Origin of the sequence: Aquimarina litoralis (assembly GCF_039523995.1) — a bacterium.
In the GTDB taxonomy this organism is placed as follows: Bacteria; Bacteroidota; Bacteroidia; order Flavobacteriales; family Flavobacteriaceae; genus Aquimarina; species Aquimarina litoralis.
The window spans coordinates 265,376-286,581 of record NZ_BAAAGE010000004.1; the positions used below are offsets into that span (position 1 = coordinate 265,376).

Annotated in this window: 19 protein-coding genes; 5 read left to right on the plus strand and 14 right to left on the minus strand. The window is 30.2% G+C overall.

Annotated elements, in window-relative coordinates; translation table 11 throughout:
- The first annotated feature begins 165 nt into the window (after nucleotides 1–165).
- Nucleotides 166–1,281 carry a hypothetical protein gene (locus ABD077_RS20160; RefSeq protein WP_343914031.1) on the plus strand — a complete coding sequence of 372 codons (1,116 nt, stop codon included), beginning with the start codon at nucleotides 166–168 and terminating at the stop codon, nucleotides 1,279–1,281.
- Between the two features lie 2 nt (nucleotides 1,282–1,283).
- Entirely contained in the window at nucleotides 1,284–2,909 is a 1,626-nt protein-coding gene (locus ABD077_RS20165) for an ArnT family glycosyltransferase (RefSeq protein ID WP_343914032.1), read from the plus strand.
- 11 nt (nucleotides 2,910–2,920) lie between these two features.
- On the opposite strand, the gene ABD077_RS20170 is transcribed toward ABD077_RS20165, so the two are convergent.
- Nucleotides 2,921–3,982, minus strand: coding sequence for an SGNH/GDSL hydrolase family protein (locus ABD077_RS20170; protein ID WP_343914033.1), 1,062 nt, complete (start codon nucleotides 3,980–3,982; stop codon nucleotides 2,921–2,923).
- A gap of 58 nt (nucleotides 3,983–4,040) precedes the next feature.
- Between ABD077_RS20170 and ABD077_RS20175 the strand changes: the two genes are divergently transcribed.
- On the plus strand, nucleotides 4,041–4,934 hold the full coding sequence (locus ABD077_RS20175) for a 2OG-Fe(II) oxygenase (RefSeq protein ID WP_343914034.1): 894 nt from the start codon (nucleotides 4,041–4,043) through the stop codon (nucleotides 4,932–4,934).
- Here the strand turns inward: ABD077_RS20175 and ABD077_RS20180 are convergent.
- Genes ABD077_RS20180 through ABD077_RS20205 form a run of 6 tightly spaced genes read right to left on the minus strand, consistent with a single transcriptional unit; the run spans nucleotide 4,915 to nucleotide 11,289 of the window.
- On the minus strand, nucleotides 4,915–6,084 hold the full coding sequence (locus tag ABD077_RS20180; protein WP_343914035.1) for a lipopolysaccharide biosynthesis protein: 1,170 nt from the start codon (nucleotides 6,082–6,084) through the stop codon (nucleotides 4,915–4,917). The two genes, ABD077_RS20175 and ABD077_RS20180, sit on opposite strands and share 20 nt — an antisense overlap.
- Nucleotides 6,077–7,126 (minus strand): glycosyltransferase family 4 protein, encoded by a 1,050-nt coding sequence (locus ABD077_RS20185; protein WP_343914036.1) that lies wholly within the window; start codon nucleotides 7,124–7,126, stop codon nucleotides 6,077–6,079. The genes ABD077_RS20180 and ABD077_RS20185 overlap by 8 nt, the downstream gene beginning before the upstream one ends.
- Nucleotides 7,127–7,156: 30 nt before the next feature.
- Nucleotides 7,157–7,990 (minus strand): FkbM family methyltransferase, encoded by an 834-nt coding sequence (locus tag ABD077_RS20190; protein ID WP_343914037.1) that lies wholly within the window; start codon nucleotides 7,988–7,990, stop codon nucleotides 7,157–7,159.
- A 1-nt stretch (nucleotide 7,991) separates the two neighbouring features.
- Complete coding sequence (locus ABD077_RS20195) at nucleotides 7,992–8,918, minus strand: GNAT family N-acetyltransferase (protein WP_343914038.1); 927 nt, start codon at nucleotides 8,916–8,918, stop codon at nucleotides 7,992–7,994.
- A gap of 6 nt (nucleotides 8,919–8,924) precedes the next feature.
- The gene (locus ABD077_RS20200) at nucleotides 8,925–9,911 is read right to left on the minus strand and encodes a polysaccharide deacetylase family protein (RefSeq protein ID WP_343914039.1); all 987 of its coding nucleotides are present in this window, start codon (nucleotides 9,909–9,911) and stop codon (nucleotides 8,925–8,927) included.
- Nucleotide 9,912: 1 nt separating this feature from the next.
- The gene (locus ABD077_RS20205) at nucleotides 9,913–11,289 is read right to left on the minus strand and encodes an ArnT family glycosyltransferase (protein WP_343914040.1); all 1,377 of its coding nucleotides are present in this window, start codon (nucleotides 11,287–11,289) and stop codon (nucleotides 9,913–9,915) included.
- Nucleotides 11,290–11,437: 148 nt separating this feature from the next.
- Here ABD077_RS20205 and ABD077_RS20210 point away from each other — a divergent pair, with 148 nt between their 5' ends.
- Nucleotides 11,438–12,178 carry a glycosyltransferase family 2 protein gene (locus tag ABD077_RS20210; RefSeq protein ID WP_343914041.1) on the plus strand — a complete coding sequence of 247 codons (741 nt, stop codon included), beginning with the start codon at nucleotides 11,438–11,440 and terminating at the stop codon, nucleotides 12,176–12,178.
- Nucleotides 12,179–12,206: 28 nt separating this feature from the next.
- Nucleotides 12,207–13,625 (plus strand): B12-binding domain-containing radical SAM protein, encoded by a 1,419-nt coding sequence (locus ABD077_RS20215; RefSeq protein WP_343914042.1) that lies wholly within the window; start codon nucleotides 12,207–12,209, stop codon nucleotides 13,623–13,625.
- Between the two features lie 17 nt (nucleotides 13,626–13,642).
- Here ABD077_RS20215 and ABD077_RS20220 read toward each other — a convergent pair whose 3' ends face one another.
- From ABD077_RS20220 to ABD077_RS20250, 7 genes are all read right to left on the minus strand, one after another.
- Nucleotides 13,643–14,746 (minus strand): SGNH/GDSL hydrolase family protein, encoded by a 1,104-nt coding sequence (locus ABD077_RS20220; protein ID WP_343914043.1) that lies wholly within the window; start codon nucleotides 14,744–14,746, stop codon nucleotides 13,643–13,645.
- 63 nt (nucleotides 14,747–14,809) lie between these two features.
- Nucleotides 14,810–15,913, minus strand: a complete 1,104-nt coding sequence (locus ABD077_RS20225; protein ID WP_343914044.1) for an SGNH/GDSL hydrolase family protein — start codon at nucleotides 15,911–15,913, stop codon at nucleotides 14,810–14,812.
- A gap of 6 nt (nucleotides 15,914–15,919) precedes the next feature.
- The gene (locus ABD077_RS20230; protein ID WP_343914045.1) at nucleotides 15,920–16,669 is read right to left on the minus strand and encodes a class I SAM-dependent methyltransferase; all 750 of its coding nucleotides are present in this window, start codon (nucleotides 16,667–16,669) and stop codon (nucleotides 15,920–15,922) included.
- Entirely contained in the window at nucleotides 16,666–18,054 is a 1,389-nt protein-coding gene (locus ABD077_RS20235; protein ID WP_343914046.1) for a B12-binding domain-containing radical SAM protein, read from the minus strand. The genes ABD077_RS20230 and ABD077_RS20235 overlap by 4 nt, the downstream gene beginning before the upstream one ends.
- Entirely contained in the window at nucleotides 18,051–18,842 is a 792-nt protein-coding gene (locus tag ABD077_RS20240; protein WP_343914047.1) for a class I SAM-dependent methyltransferase, read from the minus strand. Before ABD077_RS20240 ends, ABD077_RS20235 begins: the two co-directional genes overlap by 4 nt.
- A complete protein-coding gene (locus ABD077_RS20245) occupies nucleotides 18,835–20,298 on the minus strand; it encodes a B12-binding domain-containing radical SAM protein (protein WP_343914048.1) in 1,464 nt (487 codons plus the stop codon). The genes ABD077_RS20240 and ABD077_RS20245 overlap by 8 nt, the downstream gene beginning before the upstream one ends.
- Nucleotides 20,291–21,190 carry a nucleotidyltransferase domain-containing protein gene (locus ABD077_RS20250; RefSeq protein WP_343914049.1) on the minus strand — a complete coding sequence of 300 codons (900 nt, stop codon included), beginning with the start codon at nucleotides 21,188–21,190 and terminating at the stop codon, nucleotides 20,291–20,293. The genes ABD077_RS20245 and ABD077_RS20250 overlap by 8 nt, the downstream gene beginning before the upstream one ends.
- Between the last annotated feature and the right edge of the window lie 16 nt (nucleotides 21,191–21,206).

Sequence of the window (21,206 nt, forward strand, 5' to 3'; positions counted from 1 at the left end):
AAGTGTATTCTATCATTATTAGTTTATTGAATTCTAATATTTAAATATAAAGCAAATATTATTTTTTTGAAATTATAGCAAAATTATTCTTTGCTTAGATTTTTCTTAAACGAACTATATGCTATTTTAGAGGAATATAAATAAACAATAAAGAGCATTAAGAATATGAAAAAGTCTTTGATTCGTGTTTTTATTAAATTCGGAACCATTTCATTTTTCACTATTATTCTCTGGGAAGTGGTCTTAGGTATATATGTTCATAAAACCGATATAAAAATAGAAGTTCCCATTTATTCTTTGCAAAATACTCAAGGGTTTTGGTTCGATCTTAATGAGGATTTTGGAACTATTCATCTTCCTGATCATTTTTACAGGCAAAAGAAAATATGTTTCGATGTGCTCTATGAAAGCAATAGTAGTGGTTTTAGGGATAAAGAACGTAAGGTTAAATCTCTAGATAAGAGAGTTGTTGTATTAGGAGATTCGTTTATGGAGGGTGTTGGAGTTCAGGTAAATGAGAGAGTTTCTGATTTACTGGAAATAGATACAAAAGTTCCTCATCTTAACTATGGAATGGCGGGTAATTTTGGACCGACTCAATATTATATGCTGTACAAAACTTTGGCTAGCACTTATAGTCATGAAGCTATACTAATTGGGATATTACCTTCAAATGATTTTATAGATGATGACTATGAAATAAGTCTTCGGGTTGGAGGAAATCGATATAGGCCATTTTTTGATGGAGAGTATCCGAATTATAAGCTAGTTTATCATGCTAATAGTATGAATAAATCAAGTGCCAAACCTAAAAAACATAATAAATTAAAGGTCTTTCTTAAAAATTTCACATACTCTTATAACATGTTAGCATATGTTAAAGCAAAAAGAAGAATTAAAGCAATACCAAAAGATAGTTTATTATCACCAGAAGAAGTACCATCATACTTTAGTTATTCTCCAAAGCAAATTAATCGTATGAAATATGCTTTAGAACAAATAAAATTAATAGCTGGAGACAAACCAGTTATGGTATTTACTATTCCTATTTTTCAGGAGATAAAGGCATATAGGAAGCATGGGGAAAATCCGTTAGGAAAGGAGTTAAGTGTATTTTGTCATGATCTGGGTATTGAGTATTTAGATTTATTACCAGAAACTGATAAATTGTCCATTGAACAATGTGAAGAACAATTTCTATCATGTGATGGACATTGGAGTGCTTTAGGAAATAGTTTTGCCAAAGAAAAGATTCAACAGTATTTTAAATATTACCAATAACTATGGCTTTATTGAAAATAAAACCTTTCAAAGATCAATTGTTTCTTTTGTTGTTATGGTTACTGCTTATTCTGATTATTAATCCTATTGGAGATTTTCCTTTAAATGATGATTGGTGTTATGCAAAATCTGTTAAAACTCTTTTCGATAAAGGGTACTTAAAGCTTTATAATTGGGGAGAAATGACGTTAGTTGGTCATGTCTTTTACGGTTATTTATTTACTAAAATGTTTGGATTTTCTTTTACCGTTTTGCGCTGGTCTACTTTGGTAATGGGATTCTTTACGATACTTGGAACATATGAGCTTTTTAGACTTACAAAAATTCCTAGATGGTTTAGATTGTTTAGTACACTTTTATGCATGATGAATCCAATTTTTCTGTCACTGTCTTTTTCTTTCATGACGGATGTTCCATTTTATTGTTTGACAATATGGGCGTTTTATTTTTTTACAAAAGCTTTGCAAACAGATTCTTGGAAGCCACTAATTATAGCTGTCTTTTTATGTTGTTGGGCATTTACAATTCGGCAGTTAGCATTGGTATTTCCATTAGTGTGGATAGTAACCGTAGCGTTAACAGAAAAAAGAAACTTCAAGAATATAGCAAAAGCTTTATTACCAGCGGTAATATTATTGGTTGCGCACTTTTTATTTTATCATATTATGGAATCAGAAGGGCTGCTACAAGAACGATACAATTCTAAGTTTAATCAACTTATAGAAAGGATAAAACATTTAGATATTCGTCTTTTTCTTGGGATTTTTAGTTACATATTGGTTTGTCTTTCTTATTTAGGTTTTCTTCTAAGTCCCATTCATATCTATTATATCCAACGAAATAGATTTAAAAGGGATACTTGGATAATATCTGTTTACGTGATTTTGATTCTTGGGTTGTTAATAAAGTTTGGTAAAGTTCTGCCGGGTTTACATAATATTTGGATTGATTTTGGAATAGGCCCCACTACTTTAACTGATATTGGAGCAAATTATACATATACTCCAACTCCCAATGCTCCTATGTTTTTTTGGTGGATTATTACTGGTATTGGTGTTTTTTCGAGTATAGCTTTGCTTTTTAGAGGAATCTCTTTAGGAAGAAAGGTTTTTGAAAAAAAAGTAATTCGATCAGAAGTTATATTTTCATGTGTTTTTTCTATTATTTATTTGGCTCCATTTCTTGTTGCTGGGGTGTATGATCGTTATTTGTTACCACTTTTTCCGATAGTTATAGTTTTTCTGGCTTCATATGAAATTAACCCTCTTCCGAATAAAATTTCTAAATACGCAGCTTTTGTATTTCTTGGATTGATCAGTTGGTTTTCTGTTTGTGGAACACATGACTATTTGTCTTGGAATCGAGTGCGCTGGGATGCAATTAACAGACTTTTAGATGCTGGTGTTCCTACAAATAAAATTCAAGGTGGTGCAGAATTTGTTACCTGGTATCATTTCTCTGAAGCAAAAAAAAGGTGGTGGGAGGATGTAACACCGGTGTATACATTAGTGTTTAGTGCTGATACCGGAAATCCTATTCATGAAAAACTATCATATAGTAGATGGCTTCCTGGCGAAGGCGTTATGTATGTTACCTATTGCGCAAGTCTTGAAGAGGAAATAGAATAAATATTATTCGTTTATGGTACATGAGATGATATTACTTCAAAAAGATGGTCACTGATTACACGATGTCCTTCAACATTAATATGTAAATCTTCATCCCAGTAGACTTTCTTTTTAGCCTGTTTTAGTGGTTGTTTAAGATCATAATATTCTATCTGTTGCTGATCTAACCAGTTGCTTAATAAGAGGGTAAGTTTTTTGTTACGATCAATAGTTTCATCATTAAGTTTGAAAAGTGATTGAATTTCATTTCTAAAAACTGAATTAGTTTCAAGTTTAGAAGGCAATAAAGTAATTATAAGTCGAATATTTTCTTCGGCACAAATAGATTTAATTTCTGAAATATATTTTTTGGCAGTTTCAAGAGAAGTTTCCATATCATCAGGGAAATGTTTAAAATATAATACTTGATCTAATCCTTGATTTGGAGGTATACTTTTTTGGGTATTAGAATAAAACTTTCTTTTAGTTCGTATGAAAATTGTTTTAAAAACATTTTTTGAACTGGTTCGATCATCTTCATACAGAAAAGTCTCTCTAAAATCATTACCTGTAAAAATGTTAATTAGATAAATATCAGGTTTTAAGTCTTTGTACTTTTTTAAGAAGCCCAAATAATTTCTAAAAGTATAATACGCAGTTCCTCCATTAATGCAGTTATAAAAGACAGTACTGTCTGTTCTATTTAACTTATTCTCCCACTTGTTAACAAATGATTGATAGTTATGTTTTAAAACACCATCAGTATGAGAATCTCCTGTTACCAAAATTCGAAACTCATTTGGCAGTTTTTTGTTTTCAGTATCTAGGTCCTCTCTAAACCCTAAATTATTAGTTCTACGTTCGGTGGTAAGTTTTTGCTCTGGAGTTCCCCAATTATCATAGATTTTTATATTTGGTTTGTGAACAAACATAGCTATAGAATCATACTTAAGATATGAAATCTGATTCTTTCCTTTTAATTTGAAAAAATTATTGATTTTGTAGGAACCAATGAAGTAGGCAATAATAGAAACTATAAGTGTTAACACTGCAAGTACAAGCAGATTTATAAGGAATAATCTTAAAAACTTCATAGATAAGGATTCGAAAATCAAAATAAAATTACATAAAGAAATTTTAACCAAATAAATATTGCTAAGTATTTTTATTACATTTATAACCATTGTAATCAAAGATGCTCTAATTCCTATGACTATAGATTATCAAAAAAGAAATACCTCCCTTCATGTTGATAATCATAAATACCAAACAGCTACACCTTATCCTCATATTATTTTTGATGATTTTTTGGAGAAAGCAGCAGCAGATAAGGCTTTAGCGGTTTTTCCGAAAATAAAAGATGAAGGTTGGATTCATTACGTCCATATCAATGAAAAAAAGCATGGGTTAAACAAACTTGATTTGATACCTTCATTTATAAGGGATCAAGTGATCAAAGAGTTAAATTCATCACATTTTGTAACATATTTGGAGAAGCTTACAGGGATAAAAAACTTAATAGCTGATACTACTATTGAAGGAGGAGGAATTCACCAAAGTGAGAATGGTGGTTATCTAAATGTTCATGCAGATTTTACAGTGCATCCTCATAAAAAAACTTGGAGAAGGAGAGTAAATGTCTTAGTCTATCTCAATAAAGATTGGAAAGAATCTTATGGTGGAAATTTGGAATTGTGGGAAAAAGATATGTCTAGATGTTCCGTAACTATTTCACCAATATTTAATCGTGTAGTTATTTTTAATACAAATGAAGATTCATTTCATGGCTTTCCGGATCCTATCAATTGTCCAATAGCAGTAACACGGAAGTCTATAGCATTGTATTATTTCACAGAAGAAGAAAAAGGTTCATTCAAAAAAAGATCAACAAATTATAGAGCTCGCCCCGATGATGGTTATAAGTCTGTTTTAATATGGGTAGATAAAAAAATTATCGCTTTATATAGTTGGTTAAAAGGAATTTTAGGTATAAATGACGATTTTGTGAGTAAGTTGCTTAATCTACTTAGTGGAAAAAAGAAATAAAAGATTTTGTAGAATGTTTCATAGAATTTAGTTTGTAAAGTACAAATACTATCCATTGAGAAATACATACTGAGAATAGAACTCCAAGTAGTTGGTGTTTTTTAATTAGTAATATAGCTAAAATTAAACTTGTTGAAAGAGCTACAATATTAATTGTTAAGATTCTTTTTTCTTGTCCATTTTTAATAAGTTCCATGATATTTATTGTGTAAAAAAAGGCAGGTAAAGCTACAAATCCTCCCAAAATATAATACTTGAGAGAAAAATTCAGGAAAATGAATTGTTCCATAATAATCCAAATTCCAATACTTCCCATGATTACTATAGGAAGTGCCGAAATATATAGCTTGTGTTTTATCTTATTTATCACTTCGGGTGTTAATCTATATATGTGTTTTGTGAAAGGCACCATTACAAAGCCTGCGACCGCTTGTAACATTACAAAGGCTGTAATTAATAATTGATATTCTGATAAGTTGGATTTGGGAAGATAATAATCCACAATGTAGAGATCAATTTTTGATGTTAACCAACCAGCAAAGCCTAAAATAAAAAAGGGGAACCCATTTTTAAATGCGCTTATAGATATCCTAAATATGATTTTTTCTTTCCAAAGTTTTAGTGTAATTAAAAGAGTTATTACCTTAAGAAGAAAACTAAAACTATATAGTTTTAAAAAAAAGATAAGATCAAAGTTGTTACTATAAAATATACCTCCAATAACTACACAAAATGCAATAGTATCTGCTATAAATTGCGCCTCAAATTTTTGATGATACACAATTAGGCTATCCAAAGAATTGAATGTGTGAATACATACAACTAATGTTACCCCCCAGATAGCAACGTTTAATGGAAAAAATAATAGTAATAATAGGCCCATAGGAAGCAAAATGCTTCTACTTAAAAAATTAGAATAGAATAGGTAGTTTATTTTTCCTGGTTGTTTAGCATATGCTCTAATCAGATATTCGCGATTTCCCCATCCAATACTAAAAACAATAAAGAAAACCCATAATAATATACTAATTACTGATGCCCAATCTTCCTTTCCAAACGATTTAATTCCAAAAATAGCTATCAAAAAATTATACGCCGGATTGGCAAATCCCCGTATGGTATTGATAAATATCATGAAGAATCTATTCATTATACAACTTTATATATGAGGTAATAGTATCTGTTTCAGAGTACAATAACTTTCTTTCTTTTTGTTTATGGGAATGGTTTAGAAAAACATCACAAGCCACAATAACTTCGTTATTGGTGTTGCAGATAGACCAAGAATTGTTAGTTTCTGCTATACCAACATTTCGAGAAACAATGAGCATACCCGAATATAAAGCTTCCAAAAATACAAGTCCAAAAGATTCATATTTGCTTACATGCAATAACACCTTTGCCTCAGCCATTTTATGAAGAACTTTTTTTCTTGAGAGGCTACCAAGCAAAGAAATATTATTTTTCAAACCTAGATCTTTTATTTGTGTTTCTATTGAAGTACGTTCAGCCCCTTCTCCGATAATTTCGACTTTAAGGTTAGGTCGCTTTTGTACTAACACTCTAATAATACTTATAAAAGATTGATAATTTTTTATTTTATTAAGAGATCCGACTCCCAAAATATCAATATTACTTTTTTGGAGATCAGGGAATGATGAAGTGTCAATAAACCAAGGTATTACATTTGATTGTAAATTGTGATTTTTGTATAACAGGTTTTGCTGATTTTTAGAAAGAGTTATAATATGGGAGTTGCTGTGGATTAGATTTTTAACATATCTATTACCGAGATAAGCATCTTGTCCCATAACAGTAGTGATATGTTTGATATTTCGTTTAGAAGAAAATTTCAACCCGATATAAGAACATTCGCCAATCCAAAAGCTATGTATGATTGTTATTGGATGATTATAATGAGTTTCTTTAAGAATATATAATGCCTTTTTCCAGATATATATTTTTTTCCACCTTTTGTTTTTTCCATTTAATGGTATTACTTCAATTCCATTCCAAATAAATGATTTTGAAGAAAAAGGAAACTGAAATGCTAATAAGGTTAATTTTGAATCGTGTAATTCTTTGCGTAAACTTTTTAAATAAATCTGTAATGCAGGGATAGTTGTAGAATCTTTTTCTGATGAAGCAAATCCAGGTGTTAGAAATACAATATGTCGTTTGCTTTTATTCAAGTTTGTTTGGATTGCATGATTTAAGATTTTTTATTTCCATTCTATATTTGTAAATACTAAATCTGTGTTTTTAATCATTGCTGGATTTTTATTTAAATGATTAAAAGGAACTAAAGTTCCGCTAGTATTATAAATATACTTGTAACTATTTAATTCGCTAAATAGATTATTAATTTCTTTAAGGATGCTATTTTTAAATACGTAAAATCCAAAAACCATTTCTAAGCGCATCATTAATTTGTTTAAAAAACTAAAAGGAACTTTTCTTGCGTAAATATGTTCATTTAAAAAATTATAATGAAAAGATACGTACAAAGTTGGATGGTTTAATTTTTCTATTGTCTTTCCAATTTTTGGTAAAATTTTGAATTCAGCGCCCTCAACATCCATTTTAATAAAATCAATTTCTTGAATTCCTGTTGATTCTATAAAATCTATTAATGATAAGGTTTCTAATTCTAAAGAATTTTCTGTATCCCGTTTACGATTTAAAATACTACTGGAAGAGGCTCCATAAGAGTCTCTTGCAGATAGTTTTAAGGTTTCCTTTACATCTGAAATAGCCTTGTTATAAGTCTTTATTTTTTTAGCTATGGAAGGGTTTAATTTAATATTAGTATTTAACTCTTTAAAACAAATAGGATCAGGGTCTATAGCATGTACTTTATTAGCAATTTTTGCGGCATACAATGTAAGGACTCCACTCCAAGCACCTATATCGAGTACATTGGATTCTTTATGTATGAAATAATCAAAAATAGTAAATGTATGTGGCTCCCAATCTGTGGCATTAATATATTCCCAATAGTGTTTGTTCTGTCCTGGATCTATTTTGAATGAATAATTTTTAAGTTTTATTTCCATATTAAAAAGTGTCTAAATCAGAATATGTAAATATGAAATCATTGAGATTTATATTTTTATCGAAATCCAAATAGCCAACTAGCCAAGATTCTTTTGGTTTCGTTATACTTTGTAATTGTTTAGATGCTATAGAATCAGGATCTACTTGAAAAAGAATTTCGTTGATACCCAGAAAAAATGCTTTTCGCTTAAGTCTTTTTAAAGCCTTTTGTAAAGCAATTTCAGATGGAGCAAAGAATTTTCCTATATGCATGATTGCTTGTATTTTAAACCAGAAGATACAACCTTCAATTTCAATATAATAATGACTTTTAAAACTATCCTTATATGTTATAAAATCTGAATTAAATTTTAAGCAAAACTTATCTTTATGTTCCAGAGTTAATTTATGAATTGCCTCTGAAGACAGTTTTTGATTTAAAAAAATATCATACACTCCAGACCAGCCTAATTTATTCACTATTTTCCCTATTGGTAAAGTGAATATTTTGATGTGGAATCTTTGCAAATGTTTGTGCTCTTTCCAATCTAATTTTTTGGTGCTATAATAAGTGTTTTCGCTATGAAAAGCATAAACAAACTTTATGTTGTTTTCTTTCATGATAGCATAGGCTAATTTTGCTAATTCATAATGTAACCCTTTTCGTTGATGATTTGCTAATGTATAGGAATCGCAGGCATGAGCAACATAAATTTCATCATTATGGCGTTTGAATTTTTGTGGAATCGCTCCGTAAAAAGCAACAGGAATCTTTTCGCAATATGCTATACTGCAAATGTAATTTACGTTAAGATAAGATGTGTTGTATTTGTTTTGAAGATAAGAGAGTGTAACTTTTTTCTTAAAGACTTTCCAAAAAAGTTCTTTAATAGCCGGAAAATCATTGTTGTCAACACGTTTTAGAATATATTTTTCTTTATATAACATAAGTTTCTAGAAATAAGAACCTTTTAGTAAGTATATTAATTGCTGTTTCAAAGTAATATAGGGATTCATTACAAAACGAGGTCTTAATAATTGATTATCGTTTGTTTCATCCTTATTATAATCAACTAATAGTATTTTGTTGTAACCAATTTCTTCGCAATAATCAACTAATTCCTTAGAATAATATCCAAAAGGAAAAGCGAACTCTTCAATGGGTTCATCACATATTTTTTCAAGTGTTTTTTTACTGTTGAATATTTCTTTTTTAGCATCGTTTATTGGTATATCGATCAAGTTTACGTGTGTTTCTCCATGTGCTCCAATAGAGAATAAGGAGTCGGAGCAAATCTCTTGGATTTGTCTGTAATTCATTAATTCCCAATAATCAGAAATAGAAGTTGTGGATATAGATTCCCAATCCTTTTGTAAAATATCATATAAAATTTTAATCTTTTCATAGGGTAGAGTTTTGGCTATGTTTTTCAATGAAATACCATTAGCTACAAACTCGTTTTTAGAGTTTTTTATATACGTCCTTTTTTCAAAAACTATTTCTTGTCTACTTGTGTGATAAGAAATTAAATCTACAAAATCGGCCCATAAATATGGACTCTTATCATGTACCGTAGTAATATAAAAGGAAGCAGGAACTTTATATTTTTTTAAAATAGGTACAGCATAAGCGTAATTATTATAATACCCATCATCAAAAGTTAATGTAATATTAAGAGTATTAGGTTTAAACTTTTTTGCATAGAAATCATCTAACGAAATAACATGATAGTGTTGCGTGATATACTTTATAAATTCTTCAAAAGTATCAACTCCTATAAAACGGCTATTATAACAAGTTTTACCTACTTTATCGATACCATGAAAAACCAAAATTCGCTCGCCGTACCTGTTTTTGAGTAATAATTTCTCAAAACCTAGATACAATAAAACAGATGTGTATAATAATCTTAAGCGATATTTAATTCGTTTCCAAAGCATCTTATCTAATTTGATATAGTTTCCACCCTTTGGGATGATTAGCCAAAATTTTTAGCTTATAATTTTTTTCTATAAACTCCCAGTTAAGCATAGGAGTTTTATTTTTCCATTGTACCTGATATCGAATAGGATCAAATAAAATCAGATCATTCTTTTGAAAATTGTAATAGCGTTGTAAATACAAATTTTTATAATCAAATACCAATCCACGTCCTTGCAAAGCTAAATCTACGTCGAAACTATAGAGTGTTTTTCCTTGATATGGTTGTATCATAGTAACTAACTCTTTTTCTATAATAGTACGCGAGAATAATGGCTTAAAAGTCATTGTAAAAAAAATTAATTGTAATGTGATACAACCTATTCCTATTGGGATCAAAAATCTTCGAATATTTTTAATTTTCATTAAACTGACAAATGCTGGAAACATGATTATTAAAATTAATGGAAATACTAATCCCAATATTCTAGGATTTTGGAATGGAATTCCTGCTAAAAAGAAAATATATAACCCACAACTTGTCAAAAGTATAATATGATGAAACTTATTTAGAGATGTATAATTTCTTAAAGTAATTAAACTTAAGATACTTCCAATAAAAATAAAACCTGGATGAAAAAATACATAGAATGTAAATATCAAATTAGGAAAAATGAAACTTGCTGTTCCGTCTTGTGTTGTATAGCTAGATTTGAAGTAGTTTGTAAAGGACCAAGCATTTAAAAAGTAATTGGAAGAAACTTCAAATAAAGCTCCCCATTGAAAAATAAAAAAGGGTATCGTAACTATAAGGCTTAATAGACTTGCGATTAGTAATTGCTGAAATTTACTATTAGTAAATATTAGGTATAATGCAAATAATATAATTGGAAAAGTTATAAATAAAGACGCGTAACGTGTCATGAGAGCTGCTGTGGCAAAAACGAATACAGGAACTAAACTTTTTTTATTGTAGTATGCTCGAAAGAAGAAATAGAATGATAAAATCACAAATACCATTGTTAAAGCATCTGACATAATAATGAGTCCCATTTTTAGCAAGAAAGGGCACAGAATTCCAAAAATTAGCACATAGAAAAAGTGAAAATGATCCTTTGGATATAATAGTTGAAGAGTCTTTAACGAGTAAATACCACAAATAGAAAAACTAAGACAACTTATGAATTGTAAAGCAAATGATGTATCACCGAATATAAACGTTAGCAAACTTCCTAAAGTTGGATATAAAACGGGCCAAAAATAGTTTCCAGGGTGTTTTCCAGATTGTAGATATTCTAGTATTGCGTTAGTATATCGTAAATATTCATAAGCATCTTGCCCATAAAGTCCGTCAAATCCCAATATTCTAAGAATGCCTATTATTAAGAAAGGAATCATTAGAAGTATAATGCTTTGGTAAGAAAAACTACAGGTCTTTAGAAACTTCAAAAGGTTGTTTTATTTTGCTTATATAAATATAGTTGTTAAATTGACGATGATAAAAAAATAATTCTTTTTTTTCCATAACAGGTTTCTTTATTAAACTATGATTAATAATAAAAAAATTATAGTAGTGCTTCCGGCTTATAACGCTTCAGAAACATTGCAAAAAACATATAATGAGATTCCCTTTGATATTGTTGATGAAGTTGTTTTAGTAGATGATAATAGTGTTGATGAAACTATTGAAGTAGCAAGAAAGCTTGGGATAAAACATATTCTTAAGCATGATGAGAATAAAGGATATGGTGCAAATCAAAAGAGCTGCTACTTAAAAGCTTTGGCTTTGGGTGCAGATATAGTGGTTATGTTACATCCAGATTATCAATATACACCAAAGTTGATACATTCTATGTGTTATTTAATTGCTAATAAAGTATATCCTGTTGTTTTGGGATCTAGAATTCTTGGTAAAGGAGCATTAATAGGAGGAATGCCTCTTTATAAATATATAGCGAATAGATTCTTAACTTTATTTCAAAATATTTTGATAGGACAAAAATTATCTGAATATCATACTGGTTTTAGAGCTTTTTCCAAAGAAGTTTTAAATTCATTAGCATTAGATCATAATTCAGATGATTTTATTTTCGATAACCAAATGCTGTGTCAAATTTTTAATAAAGGTTTTGAGATTGCTGAAATAACTTGTCCTACAACCTATTCTAGTGAGAGTTCGTCTATTAATTTTAATCGAAGTGTAACCTATGGGTTAGGTGTATGTATTACGTCGATTCAATATTTTTTTCATAAAAAAGGTATCAAGACATTTTCTATTTTTAAGTAGTATGTACTATATTTAATAAAAAAATATTTTGAAGAAACACAAAGTCCTGCTGTATAATCCTATTGCTGTTTTTTTTGATATGCCATTGGCATTACTTGCAATAGGATCTGTTCTAGATTCCCAAAAATATGAAGTAATAATTATAGATGGAAGAATTGATGAAAATCCAATGAAGACCATACAAACACATTTAGCAGATGCTATTTGTTTTGGTGTTACGGCACTAACAGGAAGACCTATAAAAGATGCATTAAAAGTTACACAGGAGGTAAAAAAAATAAGACAAGATATTCCGGTAATTTGGGGAGGTTGGCATACATCGTTGTTTCCTGAGCAGACTTTAAAGGATGAAATAAATATAGATATAACAGTTCAAGGACAGGGAGAAGATACATTTAAAGAATTAGTAGAGACAATTGTTAAGCACGAAGAACCTGCAACTGTAAAAGGAATTTGTTACAGAAATAAGGAAGGAAAAATAGTAAAAAACCCGCCAAGAGTTATTTCTAAAATGGATGCTTTTGCTGATATAAATTATGATTTAATTGATGTAGAAAAGTATTTTGAAAAAAAGGGAAGAAGACAGTTGGATTACATTTCTTCAACAGGATGTTTTTTTCGATGTAGTTTTTGTGCGGATCCTTTCGTTTATAAAAGAAAGTGGACCGCTATTTCTCCTGACGTAATGGTAAATAAATTAGAAGAACTTTACAATAAGTATAAATTTACGGATTTAAACCTTCAGGATGAAACCTATTTTACGTATCGAGATAGAGTTATTGAAATTGCTGAAAAAATGATCGAAAAGAAGCTAAACTTTACTTGGGCTGCTACCATGAGAGCTGATCAAGGATCAAGAATGAGTTTAGAAGATTTTAAAATTTGTGCGGATTCTGGTTTAAGAAGGTTACTTATTGGAGTAGAGTCAGGTTCTCAGGAAATGATGGATTGGTTAAAAAAGGATATAAAAATAGAACAGGTATATATGTGCGCAGAACGCTGCAGAGAACTAGGTATTGCTGTTCAATTTCCTTTTATTGTCGGCTTTCCAGAAGAAAGCGATCGGAGCGTCGAGGAAACCGTGCGCGTAGCATTGGAACTTAATAGTATGCATCCCGATTTTAGAACACCTATTTTTTATTTTAAACCATATCCAGGCACAACTATTACTGACAATGTTATAAAAAATGGTTATAAGTTACCCGAAACAGTTCATGAATGGTCGGATTTTGATTTCGTAGGTTCTATTGGACCTTGGGTTAGTGAAAAAAAATATGATTTCTTTGAGAAATTTAAGTTCTATCTAAAATTTGCGTATTCAAATCAAAGAAATATTTATAAACCTTTACAATTATTGGCTAGGATAAGATGTAAATACAAGTTTTTTCATATCCCTGTTGAAAAGAAAATCGTAGATGCCTTCTTCAAAAAACAACAGTTAGCATAATTTTTTAAGGCACGATATTAGTTTCGACTACTTTTCGAAAGTAAGAACTTTGATATTTGATCAGACATCAATTCCGCACCAGATTCATTAAAATGAAAATCGTCGTAGAATGTCTCTGTAGTTTTTGGAAGATTTAGGTCTATGTATTTCACTTCATTTTTATCACAAACCATTTTTAGTCTTTCATTAAAAGCTGACATTCCTTCGCTCAAAGCTGCAGTACTATAAAACTGCTCGTTGTTCATGAAACCACTAGTTAGTAATAACTTTTCATATTGTGGTTCTAAGTTTTCTTTCCACATGGTAGGTTGTGTCATAAAAACAACCTCTAAATCTCTTTCTTTAGCCATATCAATAATGTCTTGAATGTTATTTTCATAATGATTTAATCCTTCTGTCAATGCAGGAAGTTTTTCAACTAAATTGGATGTTTGTCTTTTAAGTTTGATGGAATTCGCAGTTTGAGTTAAAGATTCTTTGTGATACAGATAGAAAATAATTTTTTGCTTAGCTTTTCTTAATAATTGATATAAAGCAAATCGTTGTCGAAATGCATATTCTTTCTTAGGTAAATGCTGAAAAGCTATTTTTTTTAATTGATCATCGGATGAATTTAAGTAGAAGTTAGAAGAAACTAGATAGCCAACAAAATCATTTCCACCTTGTAAAATTAAAACTGTTTTGACATCTTTTAATTCTGGTTTTTTAAGAATATGTTTGAATTGTAGCAGATGATGATTACTACTATTTCCTGGTAATCCAAAGTTTCCAACCCAATAAGATTCTCCAAGCTTTTTTTCTAATAAAGCAGTCCACGTTAATTGTTGTGTTAATGCAAAACAAGCAGTGGTACTTCCTCCGAAAGCTACAATTTTATGTTGTTTTTCTTCAAAGTTAGATGTAGATCTAGCTCCTAGTCGATCGAACTTAACTTCAGAACTTCCTTGAATCCCAATAATTTCATCGGTGTTTATTTCCCAGATAAACCCAGAATCTGGAGTTCCAGTGTAAAATCCATCTGGAAAAGGATTAAGTACGGAAAGTATTATTTCTGTGATTATTAATAAAACTAAGAGTAGTATCCCAGAGAATAAAATCTTTTTAAATAATCGTGTTTTCATATATAGTGTTTAAGCTTATTTCTGGTTTCTGTACGGTTTTTAGACTATTTATATAGAAATTTATTATTCATCAGTAGTTACATGATTATTTAGTCTTAAAAAATTATAGACTTTTTCAGCTACTACTTCTGCACCAGATTCATTAAAGTGCATATCATCATAAAAAATGGTCTGATCTTTAGGTAATTGTAAATCAATTATGGGAATATTATTCTTATTACACACGGTCATAAGGCGTTCATTAAAAGTAGTCATGATTTTGTTTAAAGCTTCTCCCGTATACAAAGGGGTTTTATTGTAATGTGATCTGGCAGCAAGTAATGTTTTATGTTTATCTGACAAGTCTTTTTGCCAGATCGTTGGTTGTGTCATGAAAATTATTGAGATATCACGTTTTTGTGCTTCCTTTATAATCTTATTTAAATTACGTTCATAATGATTTAAACCATCGGTTAAATCTGGAAGCTCAGTAATGGGTTCTATTTTACTCTCATATTTTTCTAAATAATCAAGTGGTTTTCTAGGGAGCAAATAATACAAAATTCTTTGTCTTGCTTTTTTTGCAAGTTTATATAAGTTAAGGCTCCTTAAAAAAGGTAATTCAGAATTCGGGATATGATTAAAAGCAGTTGTTTTTACTTTGGTGTCTGACATGTTTATATATTTATCAGGAGAGATCAAATATGCCCTACAATCATTTACACCTACTAACATTAATACTATTTTAGTATCTTTTAATTCGGGTTTATCAAGAATATGTTGAAATTGGAATACATGGTGATTACTGCTGTTTCCACTCCTTGCAAAATTGCCAACCCAATAAGAGTCGCCTAATTTTTTATCAAGTAAAGCAGTCCAAGTTTTTTCTTGAGTTAATACAGAGCAAATTGTTGTACTTCCGCCAATTGCAATAATCTTATGAGTTGCTTTTGAATAATCTGAAATGGATCTCGAACCTAGCGCATCATATCCTATTTCATATGCTCCAGAAATGCCCTCTATTTTACTTGGATTTTCACTATAGCTTTGTTTTGTATTTGGCGTATTAGTGTAATAATCATTCGGAAAAATGTTTGATAATGATAAAATTACTTCAGCTAAAACAAGTATAATGAATGTAAAAACACTATAATATAATATATCTTTTAGAAGTTTTTTTCTAACCATTTAAATTCATTTTTTTATGTAGCAATACCAAGAAAAAGGAGATTCTTTTCTCCCAAGAACCTTGTGAATAATGTTGCGCTTATATGAATATAATGTATTGAAATTCCTGAGTTGATTTTCTTCGTGATGATAATAATGTTTAGCCATTTCTGGTACTCCAAGGTTTAAATAATACATATCAGTACGTTTTTTAGCTTCAGGGATCTGTTCTTTTGTATAAAAAGGACTGTCTATAATATGAATTTCTCCATAAGGTTTTAAAAATGTACATATCCTATTTAACAGTTTATCTACCTGCGCGAAATATTGTATACATCCGTTTAGAGTGATACAATCAAACTTTTTATCAAAAATTGATTCTATAGTAAAAATATCACCGTATACAAATTGCAAATTCTCTTTGTTAAAGATACGATACGCTTGCGCTAGTTCTATACTATTTATATCAATTCCTATTACATAATTTTCTTCTAATACATTGGCAATTTTATTCGTAAACCATCCATTACCACATCCTATGTCGAGTACATTTAATGGTCGTTTCTTATTTTTAATATACTTTAAAAATCGTTCAGTAGATCTTTTCCTATATTGCCACTCGTGTTTTTGGAGATCAGGTAATTTTTTTACCTCTTCATCATTTAGAATGCGATTTTCTTTTTCACGAACAGCCAAATACTTATTCGAAAATTTGGAATCCTCTTTGGTAATATAAACGATACCCTGTTTATGATTAAATTTGTTTAGATCTATCATCCTTTATACAATTTCATAGCAGTAAGTGCTGCGATTGACTTTGTCTTTAGTTTTAAAGAACGTATTAGGTTTTTGTTTTCACCCTTTAATAATTCTTTATGATAGTTTACCTCATTTACAATTCTTCTAACGGCAAAATCATAGAATTTACGATGATAAGTGCGTTTAAAATCAATATCTCTATCTGTTGAGGTATTCCAATCGGGTTGTATTGTAATATCACCTTCTATTTCATTATATAAAGATGTTCCTTTTATAGGATAAGCTACGGTAATTGTAAAATGAGTAGGGTTTGCGACTTTGAGATGATGAATAGTCTCTGCAATATCTTTTTCATCTTCTCCAGGATATCCCACCATAATAAATGTACCCGTTTCAATACCCAATTTATTCGTTTTTTGAATAGCCTCTCTTACAGTTTCTACTTTCACTCGTCTGTCCATGGCGTCTACAATTTTTTGAGAACCACTTTCAGCACCGATCCAGATTCTATAGCATCCAGCTTCTTTAAGTTGCTGTAACACTTGGTCATTCAGTCTTTCGGCTCGTGTGATACACTCAAAAGGGATGATAGCATCTTGTTTTATTACTTCTTTATGAAATTCTGCTAACCATTTATGACTTACCGTAAATACATCGTCCACAAACCAAACGGTATCCGGGTTATACTCGTGTTTGAGCATATGAAGTTCTTGGGCTACCAATTTTGCGGGTCTTCTTCTGTAACTTTGACCATAGACTGCTGTACTACACCATTTACATGTATATGGACACCCTCTTTGTGTACTAACTGTCATAGAGCTTTTTCCATGGTTATTCTTCCAGGTATCTAAATATTGTTGCATATCAATAGCCTTTCTATTTGGAAAAGGAAGCATGGATAGATCTTTCATTTTAACTCGAGCTGGAGTTTTAATCACTTTGTTATTATCAAGATATGCAATTCCACTTACATCGTTGATGTTTGACTTGTTTTTTATCGCAAGATATAACTGATGTAAAGTTTCTTCTCCTTCTCCAATTACGATATATTGTGCTCCAGATCTTAAATAATTTTCAGTGTTATAAGTTACATCGGGACCACCTAAAACTATTTTTGGAAAACCATAGGAGGCTTCGGCAACAAGAATTTTTATGAGTCCGATAACGTCTACTTTAGTCATAAGGTTAGCATAAATAGCAACCACATCAGGCTTTTTAGATTGTATGAATTGTAGTTGCTCCTCTTTCGAACTAAAGGTGGTGTCAAAAACATAATTTTCTACCTTGTGCTCCTTTAAATAAGAAGAAATATACAGCTGTCCTAAAGGAGGATATGGTTTCATAATCCTATGTTCTTTAGGATCTGTACTTAGATAATATGCATGGGTTAGTACGATGCTCATTTCTTGGATAACGTGATTACATAATGATCACTATAACTGGATATAGTAGAATTATGCTGAAAAAAAGAGTCTAAATGATTTAAAAATTTTAATAATCCTAATTTGTTCTTAAAAAAACTTTCGAGATAGGAGGGAGGAATTAAAAATCCAATTGGTTTTGTTTTGTTAATATAAAAGTAACTATTAGATTTTTTCCTTATATCCTTAGGGTTATAGTACCAGGTTTTGACCGAAGTATTTTCTAAGTTTACATCAATTGCGTTTTTTGTATTCCTGCGGAAGGCCTTCTTAAAACTACCTTTTATAATGAAATAAAGGTTTTCCATTAAACAGTGTTTTGGCATAATTACTCCAATGATTTTTCCATTTGGTTTCAGTTTTGTTGCAGCCACTTTAAAAAAGTTTTCTAGTTCCGAAGGCGAAAGACAGTTTAGACCTCCAAAGTCCGAAAAGATAAGATCAAAAGAATTATTAAAATTAGTTTCTTCTAATTTGTTTATATCCAGTTGTCTGAAATCTGGTTGATTATTACTTGTTGAGAGTTTAGAATTGGCTACTGCTATCATTTTTGAAGATATATCTGTTGCTATGATACGATGCCCTAAATCAGAAAGCCAAATTGCATCATGACCTGTTCCACAATTAATTTCTAATATCTCTAAGCTTTCATTTTTTGGAAATACTGACGTTAAAAAATCATGCACTCGTTTTCTTTGAAGTTTTCCAATATGACTGTTTGTAAAAATCTCATCATAAGAAGCTGCGGATATGTCAAAACTCTCATTCATTTAAATGCTCCATTCTTTTTAAAATTTGTGAATCCATAAAAGCACTCGGGAAATAATATAAAAGATAAATAATCCTTTTCATAGCCGTTGACGAGACGTCTGCAGGGTTTTTAATAGCTTTTTTTAAAAATTGTAACCCTTGACTTTTTCTATATTCTTTATGCGCATAACGGTGTAATTTTTTATAATATTTAGAGTTGTAAGTTCCTTTAAACATCATTGCTAAATCATCAGAATCTGTCCAGTTTGCTTTAAACCTTAAATCATCTTTAACCTTGTCATAAAATTTAGTTCCAGGTAGTGGATAAGAAACAGAAATACCAAGATCATCGGGAATAAGTTCCTTAATCATTTTTATAGTCTTGGATATATCATTTTTAGTTTCTCCTAAATATCCGAATTGTATAAAAAATGCGACTCGAATATTTTTTTCTTTTAACAGGGTAGTGGCTTTATATATTTCTTCAACTTTGGTTCCTTTATCCATTGCGTCAAGTATGGATTGAGATCCACTTTCCGCACCTACCCAAACTTCTTTTAAACCTGATTCTGCTAAGGCTTCAATAGTATTCTCTTTCAACAATAAATCAACTCTACTCTGAATGTAATAACTAAGCTTTGTATTTGTTCTTTTCAGTTCTTGATTAAAATTTTGAACCCACCCAGGAGTAAGACCAAAAATATCATCACACATCCAGAAACGATATACTTGGTAATTTTTTTGTAAATATTGTATATGCCTAACTACATATTCTGGAGAATGATTATTATATCGGTTACCATAAATTGGTTTAGCACACCAATTACATTTAAATGGACATCCTCTCGTGGTGGCAAGATTAAGAGTGAATTCTTTTCCACTATGTATCCAGATATTTTTGTAAGATTCAATATTGACTAGATCCCAAGCAGGTAAAGGAAGATCATCTAAATTTTTGAGAACCTCTCTTTTTGGATTAGTTATTGTTTTTTCCTCTTTTGTATAAACAAGACCTTTAATTTTTTCTACAGATAGCCCTTTTTTTAATGTGTTAATGAGCTCTAATAAAGTGATTTCTCCTTCTCCTTGGATAATGTAATCAGCTCCATTGTATAGATATTTTGGATAATGATCAGTAGCGTCAGAACTGTTTACAATGATGGTGCAATTATGTGTTTTTCCAATTCGCATCATTTCAAATGCAGCTTCTCTCATGGTGGTGAGGCACATTTTGGTTAAATAATTAAAACCATCATCATATAACACCAGAAATTTAGGTTTTTTATGAACAATTTCAGCTTCGATGTCGTAGGGATTATCTCTTAGATTGGTATCAAAAAGATCAACACTAAAACCATTTTCTCTCATTAAAGATGCAGCATATATTGTTCCTAATGGAGGATAAGGTGTTTGGTTATTCCATTGTTTATGGTCCAGTGGATAATAATAAGAATGTGAAAATAAAATATCAAGCATGCTCTTTTTCTAATTCTATATCATATTTTGATTGAAATTCCTGATACTTTTGATTCAGTTTATCAATTACTTGTTTTTGAAAATTTTGTGGATGATGTTTAGAAACTCCTTGTGTGGATTTCATCGCTATTTTAAAGTCCTCTTTGCTTAAATCTTGAAATTTACTAGTCCATTTTTTTAGAGTTAATTTTAAACATACTGATTCTAACACACTCCCTGGTTTGTTATTTAAAGTCCTTTCTATAAATCCTGATAGTAGAGGTTTTTTTGTTAATGACGTAATAGAAGTTTTTCCAATTTCGAGATTAGGAAGAAAGTTTGATACCCATTGGTTTTGATTGTAAAAATCTTTAAAATCGCCAGATATAGGAATCAGCGTTAAAAGTTCTGTAGCTGTAAATATATTTTTCTCAGATATTTCTAAAGAGTCTTCTGTGACAAAGTAATTGATACAGAAAAACTTTCTTGAGTTAAATAGAAATATTTTTTTATAAAGCATCAATAATGTCCTGGCGATCCATAGACGTTCTGATTTGGTGATAACAAAATAATCAACATCGCCATTTTTATCGTGATAATTTTTTGAAAGCGCTCCTGAAATTCCTACGGATTTTACATAGGGAAATTTAGAAATTAAAACACCTTTACGAATAGCCTTATCCATTACTAAGTTTGCCATTCTATTGCCTTCAATTCTGCGATCTACCGAAGAAACATTGTTGTCAAGGAAATAAAAATCTTTATTTGTAGAAACAACTCCCTTTTGTTTTAGATAGTCTAATTCAATGTTCACTTCCCTTTCATTTTCTGCTGCTGAAAACAGATAAATTTCCTTAGCTGAAAGAGGATACTTAAAAATAGAAAAGTATAACAGCGTTTTGAGTGATTTCATTCAGATTATTTGAATT

What these genes read in the sequence shown, in the direction of transcription:
- ABD077_RS20160 (WP_343914031.1), top strand. Translation starts at nt 166, where the DNA reads ATGAAAAAGTCTTTGATTCGTGTTTTTATTAAATTCGGAACCATTTCA.
- ABD077_RS20165 (WP_343914032.1), top strand. Translation starts at nt 1,284, where the DNA reads ATGGCTTTATTGAAAATAAAACCTTTCAAAGATCAATTGTTTCTTTTG.
- ABD077_RS20170 (WP_343914033.1), bottom strand. Translation starts at nt 3,982, where the DNA reads ATGAAGTTTTTAAGATTATTCCTTATAAATCTGCTTGTACTTGCAGTG.
- ABD077_RS20180 (WP_343914035.1), bottom strand. Translation starts at nt 6,084, where the DNA reads ATGAATAGATTCTTCATGATATTTATCAATACCATACGGGGATTTGCC.
- ABD077_RS20190 (WP_343914037.1), bottom strand. Translation starts at nt 7,990, where the DNA reads ATGGAAATAAAACTTAAAAATTATTCATTCAAAATAGATCCAGGACAG.
- ABD077_RS20195 (WP_343914038.1), bottom strand. Translation starts at nt 8,918, where the DNA reads ATGTTATATAAAGAAAAATATATTCTAAAACGTGTTGACAACAATGAT.
- ABD077_RS20200 (WP_343914039.1), bottom strand. Translation starts at nt 9,911, where the DNA reads ATGCTTTGGAAACGAATTAAATATCGCTTAAGATTATTATACACATCT.
- ABD077_RS20205 (WP_343914040.1), bottom strand. Translation starts at nt 11,289, where the DNA reads ATGATTCCTTTCTTAATAATAGGCATTCTTAGAATATTGGGATTTGAC.
- ABD077_RS20210 (WP_343914041.1), top strand. Translation starts at nt 11,438, where the DNA reads ATGATTAATAATAAAAAAATTATAGTAGTGCTTCCGGCTTATAACGCT.
- ABD077_RS20220 (WP_343914043.1), bottom strand. Translation starts at nt 14,746, where the DNA reads ATGAAAACACGATTATTTAAAAAGATTTTATTCTCTGGGATACTACTC.
- ABD077_RS20225 (WP_343914044.1), bottom strand. Translation starts at nt 15,913, where the DNA reads ATGGTTAGAAAAAAACTTCTAAAAGATATATTATATTATAGTGTTTTT.
- ABD077_RS20230 (WP_343914045.1), bottom strand. Translation starts at nt 16,669, where the DNA reads ATGATAGATCTAAACAAATTTAATCATAAACAGGGTATCGTTTATATT.
- ABD077_RS20235 (WP_343914046.1), bottom strand. Translation starts at nt 18,054, where the DNA reads ATGAGCATCGTACTAACCCATGCATATTATCTAAGTACAGATCCTAAA.
- ABD077_RS20240 (WP_343914047.1), bottom strand. Translation starts at nt 18,842, where the DNA reads ATGAATGAGAGTTTTGACATATCCGCAGCTTCTTATGATGAGATTTTT.
- ABD077_RS20245 (WP_343914048.1), bottom strand. Translation starts at nt 20,298, where the DNA reads ATGCTTGATATTTTATTTTCACATTCTTATTATTATCCACTGGACCAT.
- ABD077_RS20250 (WP_343914049.1), bottom strand. Translation starts at nt 21,190, where the DNA reads ATGAAATCACTCAAAACGCTGTTATACTTTTCTATTTTTAAGTATCCT.